The following is a 15,626-nucleotide window of genomic DNA, read 5'->3' on the forward strand; positions in this document are numbered from 1 at the left end:
CCCCCGGACCCCGACGCCCGCCGCGCCTCCCCAGGCCCGGCGGGCGTTGTCGGTGCGGGGTGGCACGCTGTCCCCATGTCGGAGATCAGGATCCACACGGAGCGCGGCGAGTCCCACGACCGGCCCGCACTCGGCACGCTGTCCGAACTCGTGGGGCGCATCGGCGCGGACGGGGACCACTTCGTCATCGCCGAACGGCTCACGGATCCGGACGCCTACTACATTCAGGTCTGGCACGACGCGGGCGACGACTACCAGTTGGAGTACCGGGACGGGTCCGCCGAGCGGCACTTCCAGGCGTTCCTGCCCACGGCGGCCGAGGTGGTGGCCGTCATGGAGCGGTGGGCCCGTCAGGAGAAGGGCTGGGACGCCGGGCCGGCGTGGGAACGCCTCGACTTCCCCTCGGACCCGGCCCCCGACGACACACCGGCACTCGACCCGGAGGTGGAGCGGGAGTTGGCGGAGGCGGTCCGCGGATGGCTCCGGTGCGGCTATGACGGGCGGGACGCGCTGACCGAGTCCGCCGAGGAGTACCTCGTCCGGGGCGACGTCCGGCCGGTCTCGCGCGAGCAGGCCGCGCGGCTCGTGGACCGGCTGTGGCGGGAGCGGCTGGCCGAACAGGCCGACTGGACGGGCACGACGGATCCCGAGCGCATCACCCGTGCCTTCGCCGCGCTGGAGGCGTCGGGCATCACGGCGCGGGAGGACTTCACGTGCTGCCGCAACTGCGGTCTGGGCGAGATCCGGGGGGACGGCGCGCAGGACGCGCGCGGGTTCGTGTTCTTCCACCGGCAGGCCGCCGAGGGTGCGGCCGCCGGCCACGACCTGTTCCTGATGTACGGCGGGTTCGAGCCCGGCGAATCCCTCACGGTCTCGGTCGGCCGGGAGGTCGTCGCGGCGCTCGACGCCGAAGGCCTGGGCTGGACATGGGGCGGGGCCGCCCACGATGCGATACGCGTGACGGGACTGGACTGGCGCAAGCGACTGACCGGTTGACGGATTGTGTCCCGGTTTGCCGGATGGTGCGATCGGATGGTGAGACGGTGATCCGGGATGCAAGACGCGACCTGCCCCGGGAACGGCCCTTCTGCTTGAATGGGGCCATGGCCAGCCCTTCGCACACCTCGTCAGGTCGCAGCGACCTGGAGCCGTTCTGGCCGTCCCGTCAGGACCACGACTTCGATCGTGAGTGTCGCCGCGCGAAGAACGCGCCGGCCCTCTAAAGCCTCCGGGACCCGCCCTCCGGACATCCCGAGGCCTTCGGTCTGCGCGGTACGACATCGATGACGCACGCACGCATCCTGCCGGCCACTCCGCGTGAAAGAGCTGACCACTCATGGCGAACACCCGCTCCCTGACCTCCGCCGCGACTGCCTCCGCCGCAACCGCCGCCTCCCCGGCCCATCCGCCCGGTCCCCGCCACCGGCTGCGCGCCGTGGACCGGGACGAGGTGGCCCGGGTCGCGGACTTCCTCCCGCCCGGCGCCACCTGGCTGCCGGCGCCCCCGCACACCCTGCCCGCACTGCCGGGCCAACCGCCGATGATCGGCTACCTGGTTCTCGTCCCGGCGGACCGGCAGCCTCCGCTCGCCTTCACGCCGCAGGCCGTGGCCGCCCCGGTGCAGCCCGCTCCCGGCCCGGCCGGGAGCCAGGGCCAGGACCAGGACGACGACGCCCTGATCCGGATCGACGCGGCGCAGCGCACGGCCGAGGTCGACGGGCGCGTACTGGACCTGACGTACCTGGAGTTCGAGCTGCTGGCGCACCTCGTGCAGCACCCGCACCGGGTACACAGCCGGGACCAGCTGGTCACCACGGTCTGGGGCTACGGCCACGTCGGCGACGGCCGGACCGTGGACGTCCACATCGCCCGGCTGCGGCGCAAGCTGGGCGGGACCCACCGCGATGTGATCCAGACGGTCCGCCGGGTGGGCTACAAGTACGCCCCCTGACCGGTGCCGTGAACGACGGTGGGCCGTACCCGGGGGAGTACGGCCCACCTCGTGCACCGGTCCCGCGCTACGCGGCGGAGGCCGCCGCCGCCCGGCGGCGTGCCACGAGGCCGAGCAGCAGGTCAACCGCCAGGAAGGCGGCCAGGCTGATCCCGAGCAGCGGCACGAACCAGCCCACCAGCGCCGTCACCGCGGCCAGCGGCAGCACCACGGTCACGGGCAGCTTCCGCCAGGCGCCGCGCGGCTGCGCGCGGCCCGCCGACAGCGCGCGGTCCTTCGTCGGCCGGCGCAGCCACCACATGCGGTAGCCCCAGAAGACGAGCAGCATCAGGGCGACGGCGAGCGCGGCGAGCACGATCTGGTTGGCGAGGCCGAAGGTCTGGCCCATGTGCAGGTCGATGCCGAAACGGGTCATCTTCGCGAGCAAGGGGTAGTCGGCGAAGCGCAGTTCGTCCATGATCCGGGCGCCTGCGGGGTCGACGGAGACGGTGTCGAGGTGCACCGGCACCTGCTTGTCGTTCTCCTTGATGACGTACCCCTTGCCCTGGGCGGGCAGGGTCACGCGGATCGCCTCGGTGACGCCGGCGTCGCGTGCGGCGGCCACGGCCCGGTCGATGCCGACGTCTGCGGTGGGTGCGGGCGGGGGCGTCGGCGTGCCCTCGGGCATGTGGTGGCCCGCGTGCTCGTCGGCCCCGCCGGGCTCCGCACCCGGGTTCAGCTTGGCGGAGACGGCGGGAGTGGCCCCGCCGAGGCTGTCCTGGAGCTGCCCGATGTTCTCACCGGCGTACTTCGACCAGGTCAGGCCGGTGGCCGAGAGCACGACGAGTCCGGCGGCGGACCAGAGGCCGACGGCCCCGTGCCAGGACAGGGTCCGGCGCCGCCCGGTGGCCTTGCGGTCCGGCAGGACGAGCTGCGCCCTGCGCCTGCGGCGGCGGCCGATCCACAGGGCGAGGCCGCCGAGCGCGACGACCCACATCCAGCTGGCGGCCATCTCGCTGTAGTTGCGGCCGAACTCGCCGAGCTGGAGGTTGGAGTGGAAGGTGCTGAGCCACGCCCGCAGCGGCAGTGCGTCGCCGACGGTGGTGAGCTGCCCGCGCACCTCGGCGGTGTACGGGTCGACGAACAGGGTGAGGGTCTCGCCCTCCGCGAGGCCTGAACTCTCCATGATCACGCGGGTGGTGGCCTCGGCGTCGGGGCCGGGCCACACGGACACGACCTGGCCCTGGGGTGCGGCGAACCTGGCCGCTTCGACCTGGGCGCTGAGCGGCAGGGCACCCTCGCCGACACGGGCGACGGTCAGCTCGTCGGCGTAGACGATCTTCTCGGCCTGCCATGAGGCGGCGTACAGCAGCCCGGTGGCGGCGGCGAGGAACAGCAGCGGGGCGATGAGCAGGCCCGCGTAGAAGTGCATGCGCAGGAGCAGCGGGCGTACGGCCGCCCAGTTGCCGCGCCTCGCGGCGGTGTCGGGCGGGTCGGAGTCCGGGGTGCGGACGTCCTGCATCTCGTCAAGTGACATGGCAGTCCTAGGGGTTGGCGAAGGCATGGGGACTGCGGCCCCGGACCTCGCCTCCCTCGCACGGCTGCGCCGTGGGGTGCGCCTGATCAGGCGCGGGCAGGACGGCCGGGGGCCGTGAAACGGTGTGCGCTGCCGCCCCCGGGCGGCCCGCGCCGCACCACGGCGTGGGCGTGGACGGCGCCGCGCCGCCGGCGCGGCCTGCGGTCCGGGGACGGGGTGTGGAAGGCGGGCGGTGCATCGGCTGCCGCCACCCGGGCCCGCACCAGGTCGAGCGCGCGGGAGAGCGGCCGGGCGGCGTGCAGGGCTGCGGCGCCAAGGACGCGGGCCAGCCGGAAGACGGCGGTTTCGCCCCGGGCGAGCCAGGCGGCGCAGAACAGCCCGGCCAGCACGTGCGCGGCGATCATCCCGGCGCCGCCGTGGCCGGCCATGCCGGCCGTACCGGCCGCGCCCCCCGCCACCGCGTCCGCCACCGCGTCCGCCATGCCCGCGTCGGCCGCGGACAGGTGGTGGTGGTGCGTCGCGGCGGGCCCGGCGGCGCTCTCCGCCGCCTGGCTGCCGGAGAAGACGAGGTGCAGCACGCCTTGTACGGCGAGTACGGCCACGGCGATCCCCACGGGTCCCCGCCGCCGGCCGGCGGCGAGCCAGGCGAGGCCGAAGGTCACCGCGAATGCGCCCATGAGTCCGGAGGCGGGGATGTCCGCGCCGGACATGTACGCATGCCCCACCGCGCCCAGGGCCGAGCACACCGCCGCGAACATCGCGGCTCGGGTGGCGCGCAGCGGCGCGGAGGATTCGAACATGGCCGGGTCATGTTCGCACGACGCCCCTTGGCTTCCGCCAGAGGCTTATCCGATCATGAGCATGTGAATCCGATTCCATGGGGTGCGGTGTACGCCGGCGGGGTCCAGCTCGGGGCGTACGCCCTGGAGCGCTCCGGGCCGGCCGAGCGGGAGCGGCTGCTCCGGGACTGCTCGACGAACGTCGACAATCTCGCCGCTGGGCGCTGGGAGACGCTGCTGAGCAGCGCTCTCGTCGTGGAGGAGCCGATGCCCCTGCCGTACGCGCTGCTGCTGGTCGCGGTGCTGGGCTACGCGGAGTACGCGTACGGGGCGTGGTGGACCGCCGCGGTGTTCCTCTTCGGGCACGCCTCGGCGACCCTCCTCGTGTACGGGGCGCTGCGCGGGACCGCGGACTGCGCGACCCGGCGCGCCCTGGACGTGGGGACGAGCTACGGGTTCAACGCCGTACTCGGTGCGCTGACCTCGGCCCTGCCCCGCGGGGCCGTCCGCACGGCCGTCCGGGCCGGTCTGCTGGCGGTCGCGGCGGCCCCGGTCCTCAGGCGGGGCCGGAACTTCACCGACGCGGGGCACCTCGCGGCGCTCGGGATCGGGATAGGGGTCTCGGTGGCCCTCGATTGCCTCACCGGCGCGAAACATCAGAAAATAGCCTGAACCTCGCACTCGAACCGACCACGCGAGCAACTCGCACACCGCTGGAGCCGCCACGATGACCGCCACCCCGTCCACCACCGTCGCCAACCTGCGCGACCTCGGCGGCACCCCGCTCTCCGGCGCCCGCACGGTCCGCAGCGGCCTGGTCCTGCGCTCCGGACAGCTGGACCGGCTCGATCTCGACGCCGACCCGGTGGTGGCGGCCTTGGGTGTGCGTACCGTCATCGACTTCCGCACCGACGCGGAGCGCGCCGACCACCCCGACCGCATACCGGCCGGCGCGCGGCTCCTGATCGGCGACGTCCTCGCGGACAAGCTGCGGGAGGCGGGCAGGAAGCCCGCCGCCGCGCAGCTCAAGGACCTGCTCGCCGACCCGGTCGTGGCGGAGGAGCACCTGGGCGGCGGCCGGGCGCAGGCCCTCTTCACCGACACCTACCGGTCCTTCGTGCGCTCCGGCTCCGCGCAGGCCGCCTACCGCATGCTGCTGACGGAGGCCGCCGACCCGGAGGCGGGCCCGCTGCTGTTCCACTGCACGGCCGGCAAGGACCGCACCGGGTGGGGCGCGACCGTCATCCTGTCGCTGCTCGGTGCGGACGAGGACACCCTGATGGCCGAATACCTGTCCGTGAACCCGGCGGTCAAGCAGGCCTTCGCCCCGATGATCGAGGGCTTCACGGCGGCCGGCGGCAACCCGGACATCGCGCTCGCGCTGATCGGGGTCTTCCCGTCCTATCTGGAGGCCGCCCTCGACGAGGTCGAGACGCGCTACGGCTCCATGGAGAAGTACGTGCGCGAGGGGCTCGGCGTCCCGGACGGGACGGTCGAGGCGCTCCGGTCCCGCCTGGTGGGCTGAGCCCGACCGGAGTCGGGCAGGGGGTGACCATCCGACGATTCGCTCGTTCTGCTGAACGTGACTGCGCCGGACACCGCCACCCGCTCCCTGCCCCCCGTGGGCCCCGTGCCGCCGGACGTCGAGCAGGCCGAGGCCGCCATCGTCGAGCACTACCCGCGGCTGGTGCGGCTCGCCTATCTGGTGCTGCCCCCCGCCCTCGGCCGCAACCGCCGGGTGCTCACCGCGCACTCGCTGGTCCAGCGGGCGCTGCCGCGCGGGCGGCGGGACGCGGCGGCCGGCGCCGCGGCCGTGCAGGGCGGGGTGCCGGGGCAGCGGGGCGGCCCGGAGGACTCCGGCTACGCCTACGTCCGGCTGCGGGTGCTCCGCGCGGCACTGGAGGCGGGGCTCCCGCTGACGTTCCGGGCGCTGCCCCGGCGTGCGCAGCTCCCGCCTGCACTTCCCCAGGTGTGGGGGCTTCGGCTGTTCCCCCGCTCGGGCGGGGCCGAGGAGCTGGCCCTCGACCAGTGGCTGGCCACCCTGGACGGTCCCGGGCGGGCCGCCTGTGTGCTGCGGGCGCTGGAGCGGCTGTCGGAGCCGGAGGTGCTGCGGGTCCTGGACGAGGCCGGCGTCCCGGACCCGGCCGCCGCGGTACGGGAGTCGGGGGATCCTTCGAACGACGGGCTGTTCGCCTCCCCCGAGTTCGACCCGTGCGTACTGCAGGCCCGGCCCACCGACCTGCTGCGGCGCCGCCGCCTGACCCGGGCCGCGCTGGCCGCCGCGGCCGCCCTCGCCGTGTGCGGGGCGCTCCTCGCACTGCCCGGCGGGGGCTGGGGCGCCGACGGGGCCGCCGCCCCGCCGTACGCTCGCAACGCCGCGGCCGAACTGGCCCTGGATCCGGCGAAGCTGGTACGGGCAGCGCCCGCGCTCTGGCACACGTCCTCCCGTACGGACTTCTCGACCTGGCCGGCCCGCGGGGACCGCGCTGACGACACGGCGCTGCTGCGCCGGGCGCTGGCCGTGTGGGCGCGGCCCGGCTCGTCCGTGGTCGTCTCGGCCACCCCTGGGACCCCGTCGGGGCCGCCGATGGGGCCGGCGCAGCTGCTGTTCGCGGGCGCCGTCGACCAGGCCGTGGTGGTCCTGCTGTACGACGGCCTGCGCGTGGTCCGCTACGCCGAACCGCGCTCCGGGTCCGCGGGCGCGGCTCTGGACTTCGCCCGGACCGACGGCGCCTCGGCGGACACCGCGACCGCGCTGGTCGTGAGCCGGGTCGACGGCAACGTCCGCTATCTGACCGCGCCTTGGGTGACGGGGGCGGCCCTGCGGGACCTGCTCAAGCCCGGCGTCCCCGCGACACCGCTGAAGCCGAACCAGGACGGCGTGACTCCCCCGGTGTCGGGTCCGGCGCCGACGGGCGACTGTACGAGCTGGAACGCCCTGTCCCTGACCGGGGACGGGGCCACGCGGCTGATCACCGACCTGGGCGAGCTGACCCCGGCCCGCCTCACCTCGGGGGCGCCGGGGGCCGAGCGGAACGTGACGGAGGCCGCGGAGTTCGCGGACTGGTCGAGGATCGCCTGCCTGCTGCCGTCGGTCCGCTCGCACGGGGTCCGTACGGTCAACGCCTGGACGTACGCGAAGCAGCCGCTGCCGGAGGGCGACGGGACGGCGACCTGGCTGTGCACGCGGGCCGAGACCTGGCAGGGCGCGGCGGACCGCGTGCAGGCCCAGTTCCTGGCGCCGGGCTCGGCCGCGGCGGCGCAGGCGGCGGCCGCGGAAGGGTCCGCGTCGTGCGGGCCCCGGGAGCCGCGGGTGCTGGCGGGCGTGCTGTGGAAGTCACGGGCGGGCCAGTGGTACGTCCTGGCGGCGGGCAGCGCGCAGTTCGCCTCCCTGTCGGTGTCGGGCGGCGGGGTGAACGGCTCTGCGAACGGCAACCGCCTGGCGGTCAAGGCCCCGGCCGGCGCCCAGGTCGACCTGTCCGGAAAGCTCACGGACGGCACGAAGGCAGGCGTACTGCGCTGACGGCGGGACCGCGACAACGGGGTGCGGCGCGGTGTCGGACCCCGGGCCCGGGCCGGCTCAGCCGATGTCCCTGCGGGTGAACCTCCACAGGGCGGTGGCGGCCACGGGCAGAAGGTGGCAGCCCAGCGCGAGGAAGGCCTGGGTCGCCGGAGTCCCCTCCCGCATGGCGGCGCAGGCGATCTCACCGACGCACTCGGTCCTGTCGCTCAGCATCAGGAGCCGCTCGTTGAGCACGGCGAACGCGATGCCGGAGAAGTGGTACTCCGTGAGGGACGGCACGTAGTCCCGTACGAGCCGTTCTGCCAGCACGAGATAGGCCAGCGTGATCCCGAACGCCACGGTCAGGCTCCGGGTCAGCATGGCCAGGCAGTAGCCCAGCAGGGCCACCATCGCGACGAAGGCCGCGCCTCTCAGCACGATGACGGCCAGCACGGTCCAGAAGTGTGCGTCGGCGTCGGCTGTGGTGCCCCTCAGGTGGGCCGTCACCCACAGCAGGGGCACGAGGACGACCGAGACGGCCAGGGCGGTCACCGCGGCAACGGCGGCGACGAGAACACCACGCGTGACGAACAGCCGGGTGCGGCGGGGCTCGGCGGCCACCAGGTTGAGGATGACGCGGGAGGACCAGTCCGTGCCTCCGCTCACGAGGCCGAAGGCGAGGGCGGCCACCGCGACACCGGACAACACGGTCCGCAGGTCCACGAACGATGCCTTGGTCAGCTGGTAGCGCGGATCGTCGAAGAAGTACTGCGCCGACAGAGGCGGTCCACCGGTGCCCGGTCGTCGGGCGGCCTCCGCGAGGTACTGCCGGTATGCCACCTCCGCCTCGCGCCACGCGGTGGCCATGTCGGTGTCGTGGCCGAGGTACGTGGTCAGAGCGAACGCGCCGACGAGCAGCGGCAGCGCGTACAGGGCCCAGCGCACCGGCTTGGGGCTGAGGATCCGGCGCAGCTCCGAGCGGGCGAGTCGGTGCAGGGGCCTGGGCCGCGTGCGGTCCGCGTGCGGCTCGGCGGTGTGGGCGCCGTACGGGGGTAGGGCTTCCGTCGTCATCAGGTGATGTCCGTTCGGGTGAAGCGCCACAAGGCCGCCAGCAGCACCGGTACGAGATAGAGCAGTACGCCCAGGAACCCGTCCGCGGCGGTGAGGTCGACGTGGACCGCCTCGCAGGCCGGTCCGGCGATGCAGTCGGACTCGGCCATGGGAATCACGGGCTTCTCGTTGAGCACGGCGAAGACCAGTCCGTCCATGGCGTACTCGGCACCCCGTGGCCCGCGGTCGGCGAAGATCCGGTCCGCGGCGGCGAGGTAGAGGAACCCGATGGCGAGCGCTGCGGACGCATTGCGGGTCAGCATGGCCAGGCCGTAGCCGAGCAGGCAGAGCAGCCCCACGAGGAGCACGCCCCGCGCGTACTGGCTTGCCAGGGCCGCCCAGTAGACGCCGTCGAGGCCGGCGGTGCTGCCCCGGGTGAGCGCCGCGAGCATGAGCAGGGGCGCGAGGAGCAGCCCGGTGGCCGCTGTGACGGCCATCGACAGGAGGGTGACGAGCAGGGCCCGGGTGGCGAAGAGCCGGAATCGGCCCGGTTCGGCCGCTGCCAGGGTGAGCATGACGCGTGAGGACCAGTCGGCGCCTCCGGCGACCATCCCGAAGACGACGGCGGCGGCGGCCAGGGCGGTGACGACGGTGCGCAGGTCACCGAAGGAGAGGGTGTCCATGAGGTAGCGCGGGTCCCGGAAGTAGTTCCTCGCGCTGAGGCCGGACCCGACGGGCAGGCCGTGGACCTGGGCGTCGGCGAGGAAACCGGCGTACCGCTCTTCTGCCGTGCGCCAGGCCGCCGCGGTGTCGCGGTCGTGGAGCAGAAGCTTGGACAGCCCGAACGCGACGACGGCCAGGGGCAGGGCGATCCCCGCGTACCGCATGGCGCGCGGCGCCCTCAGCCGCATCAGTTCGGCCCGGGCCAGCCGGCGCCAGGGCAGGGGCTTGCCGTCAGTGGCCATGCCGCGTCTCCCGGCCGGCCGGGGCGGCATCCGCCGCGCGGACGGCGGCGACGTAGATGTCCTCCAGGGACGCCGACTCCACGATCAGCTCGTGCGGGTAGACGGCGCAGTCGGTGAGCAGCCGGAGTACGTCCGAGCCGTCGGAGGGCGTCGGACTGCCGGCAAGCGGCTCGACCTGGAGTTCGACGCCGGTGGTACCGGCGGCGGTGACGGCCTTGTACCCGTGCTCCGCCAGGACGGACCGGGCCGTCCCGGCGTCGTGGACGCGTACGACCAGACGCGAGGTGCCCCGGGCGAGCAGGTCCGGAACGCTCGCGTCGCAGATGACCCGGCCGTTCCGGACGATCGTGACCCAGTCGCTGACGAGTTCCACCTCGGCCAGGATGTGCGAGGAGACGACGACGGTCATGCCCCGCTCGTCCCTGAGCCGCTTCAGCAGTTCGCGCATGTGCCGGACGGCCTCCGGGTCGAGGCCGTTCATCGGTTCGTCCAGGACCAGGAGTTCCGGCTGGGAGATGAGCGCGGCGGCGACCCCGAGCCGCTGCTTCATGCCGAGGGAGTATCCGGAGTACGAGCGCCGGGCGGCACCGTCCAGGCCGACGAGGTCGAGCACGTCCGCGACCTCGTCGCGGCCTGCGCCGTGCAGTTCGGCGAGCAGGCGCAGGTTGTGTTCGCCGGTGAGCGAGGCAGTGAAGGCGGGCCCTTCGATGAGCGCTCCCATCCGGCGCGCGACGAAACGCTGTTCGGCAGGCAACGGCCGGCCGAACGCGGTGATCGTTCCCCGGTCGGGGCGGACGAGGCCCAGGAGCGCTTTGAGTGCCGTGGTCTTACCGGATCCGTTGGGGCCCAGCAGCCCGACGACGGCGCCCTTCGGGATGGACATGGAGAACCCGTCGAGCGCGGTCTGGCGCCGCCCACGCGAGGTCCGGAACGACTTGAAGAGCTGGTCGAAGCGGACCAGGACCTCCGGTGCGTCTCCCCCGTCACCGGTCGCGGTCGTACTCACGGCCGGCCGCCGGCTTCGGCGAGGCTGCCCGTCCTGGGTGCGGCGTAGGCGATGCCACAGTGCCCGAGCCGGTTGCCCGCGTCCCAGGACTTCTTGTTCATGGGGGCCAGGTAGAGGCTGATGAGTGCGCCCCGCTGGGATCCGATCAGCGGCGCCAGTTGCGGCTCGCAGGCGGTACGCATCCGGTCCATGACCCCCCGGTCTCCGGGGAACTCCGCGGCATCGCCGTCCGGCAGCGTCACCTGGGAGACCACTTCGAAGAAGTGGGGGGTGCCGCAGTCGACGGTGCCGACGGTCTGGTCGGACTGGACGTCTCCCCGGTGGTTGGAGCACATGCCGGCCTTGAGGTCCTTGAAGGCGACGGGCGTGCCCTGCGGCAGGTCCTTGAAGGGGTCCGCCGGCCGCGGGCCGGACGGCTGTCCGTCGGCCGGGGCCGAGCCGGCGGGCTTGTCCCCGGTCGTGGCGCAGGCTGTGAGCGTCAGCACGCCGAGGGCCGCCGTCGCCAGTAAGAGGGTGGGGGAACGACGCATGCCTACTCGCCTCCGGTAGTGCGGGAACCCGCTGCCCCCTGCGCTGATTGTTGCTTCTGCACAGAGAACAGCGGGTCGGTCAACGATCTGAATCAGCAGGCGCGGGTGCCGTAGTACGTGTCTGCCGTGTCGCCATCATCGCCGCCGTTGTTGTCGGCGTACCAGTCCACCAGGCCGTTGGCGTAGGCGCCGACGTAGTGGTTGCCAGTGCGGTGACTGTGACCGGAGGCCCAACTACCGGCCTCTGCACCCGGGTTGCCATTGATGTAGACCGAGCCCCACTCGCAGCGGGTGTCGGCCTGCGCCACCGTGGCACCTCCGCCGACCATCACCAGCCCACCCAGCACCGCGGCGGCTGCCCCCATGGCACCGATGCGTCGCACATTCTTCACGATCTTCCCCCTCATCGATTCGTGTTGCGTTGGCGATTTGCTTGATCAGCTTTCATGACCGCACTCCAGAAGGTCAACGATGTTCAGGGGGCTGTCCTGAAGTCGGTCATGACGCAGCCTTGGCGGCGCGGCGTCCACCAGGGACACCCCCGCTCGCTCTGCGTCACAGCGCCCCCATCCGTACAGATGGAGCGCCCACGCACATACCTGGCGGTCACCACGCTCGGTGAAACAGGCTGAAAGAGCGAGTAAACATTCCGCTAAGGACCCGGACCAAGTTGGCGAGAAGACGCGGAGGGGACCGGCCAGCAGGCCGTCGAAAGTTCAACCGTCTTTGCCCGTTGGCGAGTTGGCGGGATTGGGGCATGACGGTCACTGCGCACACATGGCATGATCGGGTTCCGGTTACCACTCGGTAATCCCCCACACCCCTGCCCCATTTGAAGGTCCACCACGTGCGCACGCTTGCCCGCAGCCTCCTCCTCCCCGGTCTGACCGCCCTCGCGCTCACCGCCACCGGCTGCGCATCGACATCCCACACCGGCGCCGCCGACCCGGCCGCGCCCGCCCCCCTCACCCCGTCCGCCGTCGGCACGTCGCAGCAGCTCGACGTGGCCGCCGCACCCCAGGGCGAAGCCACGCCCGCGGCCGTCGCCCGCGGCGGGACCAAGGGGCGGACCGAGAAGTCCACGCTCAAGGTCGCCTCGTACGACGCGGCCAGCGGGCGGGCCGTCATAGCCAAGGCCCCGCCGAAGGGGCCCTCCCAAGCACCCTCGAAGGACGCGTCGCCCGAGGCCGAGAAGCCCGTCGCGCCCGGCGACGTCATCGCCAGCGCCCCCGCGCCCGGTGCCCCGAACGGCCTGCTCGCCAAGGTCACCGAGGTCGTCGGCAAGACCGACCGCGGCACCGAGGTCAAGACCGCGTCCACGACGCTGGCGGCCGTACTCAACGACGACAAGGCCGACGGCAAGGTGCCCGTCGACCCGTCGGCGGTCGTCGTCGAGCCCCTCATGAAGGGCGTCACCTTCTCCTGGGCCAAGGGCGACGGCCTGAAGTTCGGCCCCGAGGGCGGGAAGCTGCCGCTCGGCAACCTGCGGCTCGACGTGAACGCCTCCGTCGACACCGCGCCCGACGCCCCCGCCTCGGCCGGAGCCTCGGTCTCCGGCTTCGTCCAGCTCGCCCCGCAGGTCGAGTTCTCCTACGACGGCACCCAGGGCGGCGGCTCCGGCCCGCGCGGCGCGTTCCTCGGGATGAGCGGCGACTGGTCCTCGCAGTGGAAGCTCCAGGGCCGCGCCGCCGCGAGCACCGGTGCGCCCAAGCGGATCCCCTTCGCCAAGCTGCACACCTCGCCGGTCATCCAGGTCGGCCCGGTGCCGGTCGTCGTCAACCTCGGCCTGACCTGCTACATCCAGGTGGAGGCCGACGGCAAGGTGACCCTCGACGTCCAGCAGGACGTCAAGGGCGACTTCAAGGTCGGCGGCAGCTACGCCTTCGGCAAGGGATGGACCCCGGTCAGCTCCTCGAACGTGAAGAGCACGCCGATCCAGGCGACCGTCACCGCCGCCGGCAAGGTCAAGGGCGCGCTCGGCGCCGAGGCGTCCGTCGGCCTCTACGGCACCGTCGGCGTCACCGGCGACTTCGCCCCGTACCTGCGCGGCGAGGCCGACGTCAAGGCGACCGCGTCCAGCGACGGCAAGTCCTCCGTCAGCGGCGCCTGGGCGCTGTACGGCGGCTTCGACCTGAGCGGCCAGCTCCAGCTCCAGCTGTCCCTGTTCGGTACGCCCGCCTTCGAGCGCAAGATCCCGCTGGGCTCGCTGAACCGCGAGTGGGCGCTGGCGAGCGGCAGCACCGGCCGCTAAGGCGCGTTGCCGGACAGGCCCGGACGCCGCCGGACGGCGCGGCGGGCGCGAGAAGTGGGCCCGGGGGTCTTCTCACCCCCTGTACCCATCAGTACATTGACGCCATGTCTAATACGCCGCTCGCGCCCGCCCCCGTGGCGTCCGAACACGTGGACCTCAGGCCCCGCAACGTGTCCTTCGGCTGGGAGGACACCCCGCTGCACTGGCTGCCCGGCGAGCCCTTCGCCGGGCACATGATCAACGTGCTGCACCTGCTGCTGCCCGCGGGCGAGCGGTGGTTCGTGCACGTCTACAAGCAGGCGCTCCCGTACATCGAGGACGAGCGGCTGCGCGAGGACGTCGTCGGCTTCATCGGCCAGGAGGCCATGCACGCCGCCGCCCACGACGACGTCCTCCCGCACCTGAAGCGGCTGGGGCTCGACCCGACCCCCTACACCGCCCAGGTGGACTGGCTGTTCGAGAAGCTGCTCGGCGACCGGACCCTGCCGCCGGGCCGGGCCCGGCGCTGGTGGCTGATGGAACGGGTCGCGATGATCGCGGCGATCGAGCACTACACGGCGTTCCTGGGCGACTGGGTGCTGGGCGCCGACGAACTCGACCGGCGGGGCGCCGACCCCGTCATGCTGGACCTGCTGCGCTGGCACGGGGCCGAGGAGGTCGAGCACCGCTCGGTGGCCTTCGACCTCTTCATGCACCTCGACGGGGGCTACCGCCGCCGGGCCCGGACCTGGGCGACGGCCTTCTCCGCCCTGGTCTTCCTGTGGCAGCGAGGGGTCCGCTTCTTCATGGAGAACGACCCCCACCTCGTCGACGGCAAGGCCTCCTTCGGGCAGTTCCTCCGGGCCGGCCGGCAGGGGGTGCTGCCGTCCGCGGGCTCCATGCTGAAGTCCGTCCCGAAGTACCTCTCCCGTGCGTACCACCCCTCGCAGGAGGGCTCGACGGCCCGGGCGGTCGCCTATCTGGCCTCCTCCCCCGGCGCGAACGGCGGGGTGCGGGCATGAGGCGCGCCCTCGCGGTCACCACGGCCACAGCGGTCGCCGGTGCGGCCTGGGCGGCGCGGCGGGCCCTGAACCGCCGCATCGGGAACTCCCCGCTGTGGCCGCTGCCGGCCCTGGAGGTACCGGTCTCGGGCCACTCCCCGCGCCGTCCGCTGCGCGCGCTGATCGTCTCCCGTGTCCAGCCGGCGCAGGACGTACTGGAACTGACCCTGGAATCCCCCGAGCTGCCCGCCTGGACGCCGGGCGCGCACGTGGACGTCACCCTGCCCTCCGGACTGGTCCGCCAGTACTCCCTGTGCGGCGACCCGGCGGACACGGGCCGCTACCGGATCGCGATCCGGCTGGTCGAGGACGGCCGCGGCGGCTCCCGCGAGGCCCATGCGCAGCTCGTGGAGGGCGCGGAGCTGCAGGTGCGGCCCCCGCGCAACCGCTTCGAGCTGCTCCCGGCGCCGTCGTACGTGTTCGTCGCGGGCGGCATCGGGATCACCCCGATCCTGCCGATGCTCCGCGCGGCCACCGCGGCGGGCGCCGACTGGACCCTGCTGTACGGGGGCCGCTCCCTCGACTCGATGCCCTTCCTCGACGACCTGGCCGTCTACGGCGACCGGGTCACGGTCCTGCCCGAGGACGAGGTGGGCCTGCCCGACCTGGCCCCGCTCGCGCGGACCGCGCCCGGCACCCTGGTCTACTGCTGCGGGCCGGAACCGATGATGCTGGCCGTCACCGAGGCCGCCCGGGAGCCGGCGGCCGTGCACCTGGAGCGCTTCGCGCCGTCGGCCGCGCCCGCTCCGGCACGGGCCTTCACGGTCGAACTGCGCCGCTCGGGACGGGTCGTGGAGGTCGGCGCCGGGGAGAGCACGCTCGCCGCGGTGCGCAGGGAGCTGCCGGGCACCCCGTACTCGTGCGGGCAGGGCTTCTGCGGGACCTGCCAACACCGGGTCCTCGCGGGCGAGGTGGACCACCGCGACGACCTGCTCACCGACCCGGAGCGGGCGGATTCGATGCTGCTGTGCGTCTCGCGCGCCAAGGGGGACCGCCTCGCCCTGGACCTGTGAACGCTCCCCAGTAGGGTGTCCGC

General features: G+C 73.4%; 15 protein-coding genes. 8 read left to right on the forward strand and 7 right to left on the reverse strand.

Annotated elements, in window-relative coordinates; all coding sequences use genetic code 11:
- Positions 1-75 precede the first annotated feature (75 nt).
- Both BSL84_RS09745 and BSL84_RS09750 read left to right on the forward strand, forming a co-directional pair.
- Positions 76-996: a DUF6891 domain-containing protein gene (locus BSL84_RS09745; RefSeq protein ID WP_075970169.1), complete on the forward strand. Its 921-nt coding sequence runs from the start codon at positions 76-78 to the stop codon at positions 994-996.
- Positions 997-1,336: 340 nt separating this feature from the next.
- Positions 1,337-1,951 carry a winged helix-turn-helix domain-containing protein gene (locus BSL84_RS09750; protein WP_075970170.1) on the forward strand — a complete coding sequence of 205 codons (615 nt, stop codon included), beginning with the start codon at positions 1,337-1,339 and terminating at the stop codon, positions 1,949-1,951.
- A 67-nt stretch (positions 1,952-2,018) separates the two neighbouring features.
- On the opposite strand, the gene BSL84_RS09755 is transcribed toward BSL84_RS09750, so the two are convergent.
- Both BSL84_RS09755 and BSL84_RS09760 read right to left on the reverse strand, forming a co-directional pair.
- A complete protein-coding gene (locus tag BSL84_RS09755; RefSeq protein ID WP_075970171.1) occupies positions 2,019-3,467 on the reverse strand; it encodes a PepSY-associated TM helix domain-containing protein in 1,449 nt (482 codons plus the stop codon).
- 86 nt (positions 3,468-3,553) lie between these two features.
- Positions 3,554-4,267: a hypothetical protein gene (locus BSL84_RS09760; protein ID WP_045322281.1), complete on the reverse strand. Its 714-nt coding sequence runs from the start codon at positions 4,265-4,267 to the stop codon at positions 3,554-3,556.
- Between the two features lie 63 nt (positions 4,268-4,330).
- On the opposite strand from BSL84_RS09760, the gene BSL84_RS09765 reads away from it, so the two are divergent.
- The 3 genes from BSL84_RS09765 to BSL84_RS09775 are packed head-to-tail and all read left to right on the forward strand — an operon-like array spanning position 4,331 to position 7,769.
- Positions 4,331-4,918, forward strand: coding sequence for a rhomboid-like protein (locus BSL84_RS09765; protein ID WP_234308428.1), 588 nt, complete (start codon positions 4,331-4,333; stop codon positions 4,916-4,918).
- Between the two features lie 55 nt (positions 4,919-4,973).
- Entirely contained in the window at positions 4,974-5,771 is a 798-nt protein-coding gene (locus tag BSL84_RS09770; RefSeq protein WP_030032651.1) for a tyrosine-protein phosphatase, read from the forward strand.
- 57 nt (positions 5,772-5,828) lie between these two features.
- Positions 5,829-7,769, forward strand: coding sequence for a hypothetical protein (locus BSL84_RS09775; RefSeq protein ID WP_107484764.1), 1,941 nt, complete (start codon positions 5,829-5,831; stop codon positions 7,767-7,769).
- 57 nt (positions 7,770-7,826) lie between these two features.
- On the opposite strand, the gene BSL84_RS09780 is transcribed toward BSL84_RS09775, so the two are convergent.
- From BSL84_RS09780 to BSL84_RS09800, 5 genes are all read right to left on the reverse strand, one after another.
- The gene (locus BSL84_RS09780; RefSeq protein WP_052680568.1) at positions 7,827-8,819 is read right to left on the reverse strand and encodes a hypothetical protein; all 993 of its coding nucleotides are present in this window, start codon (positions 8,817-8,819) and stop codon (positions 7,827-7,829) included.
- Entirely contained in the window at positions 8,819-9,763 is a 945-nt protein-coding gene (locus tag BSL84_RS09785) for a hypothetical protein (protein WP_075972032.1), read from the reverse strand. The genes BSL84_RS09780 and BSL84_RS09785 overlap by 1 nt, the downstream gene beginning before the upstream one ends.
- Entirely contained in the window at positions 9,753-10,769 is a 1,017-nt protein-coding gene (locus BSL84_RS09790) for an ABC transporter ATP-binding protein (RefSeq protein WP_075970173.1), read from the reverse strand. Before BSL84_RS09790 ends, BSL84_RS09785 begins: the two co-directional genes overlap by 11 nt.
- A complete protein-coding gene (locus BSL84_RS09795; RefSeq protein WP_075970174.1) occupies positions 10,766-11,299 on the reverse strand; it encodes a septum formation family protein in 534 nt (177 codons plus the stop codon). The genes BSL84_RS09790 and BSL84_RS09795 overlap by 4 nt, the downstream gene beginning before the upstream one ends.
- Before the next feature lie 92 nt (positions 11,300-11,391).
- Complete coding sequence (locus BSL84_RS09800) at positions 11,392-11,691, reverse strand: hypothetical protein (RefSeq protein ID WP_234308427.1); 300 nt, start codon at positions 11,689-11,691, stop codon at positions 11,392-11,394.
- 455 nt (positions 11,692-12,146) lie between these two features.
- On the opposite strand from BSL84_RS09800, the gene BSL84_RS09805 reads away from it, so the two are divergent.
- The 3 genes from BSL84_RS09805 (at position 12,147) to BSL84_RS09815 (ending at position 15,603) form a co-directional block, all read left to right on the forward strand.
- Positions 12,147-13,550, forward strand: coding sequence for a hypothetical protein (locus tag BSL84_RS09805; RefSeq protein ID WP_079273156.1), 1,404 nt, complete (start codon positions 12,147-12,149; stop codon positions 13,548-13,550).
- Positions 13,551-13,654: 104 nt separating this feature from the next.
- Positions 13,655-14,551: a metal-dependent hydrolase gene (locus BSL84_RS09810; RefSeq protein ID WP_045322277.1), complete on the forward strand. Its 897-nt coding sequence runs from the start codon at positions 13,655-13,657 to the stop codon at positions 14,549-14,551.
- Positions 14,548-15,603 (forward strand): PDR/VanB family oxidoreductase, encoded by a 1,056-nt coding sequence (locus tag BSL84_RS09815; RefSeq protein WP_030026094.1) that lies wholly within the window; start codon positions 14,548-14,550, stop codon positions 15,601-15,603. Before BSL84_RS09810 ends, BSL84_RS09815 begins: the two co-directional genes overlap by 4 nt.
- The last annotated feature ends 23 nt before the right edge of the window (positions 15,604-15,626 follow it).

The organism is Streptomyces sp. TN58 (assembly GCF_001941845.1).
In the GTDB taxonomy this organism is placed as follows: Bacteria; Actinomycetota; Actinomycetes; order Streptomycetales; family Streptomycetaceae; genus Streptomyces.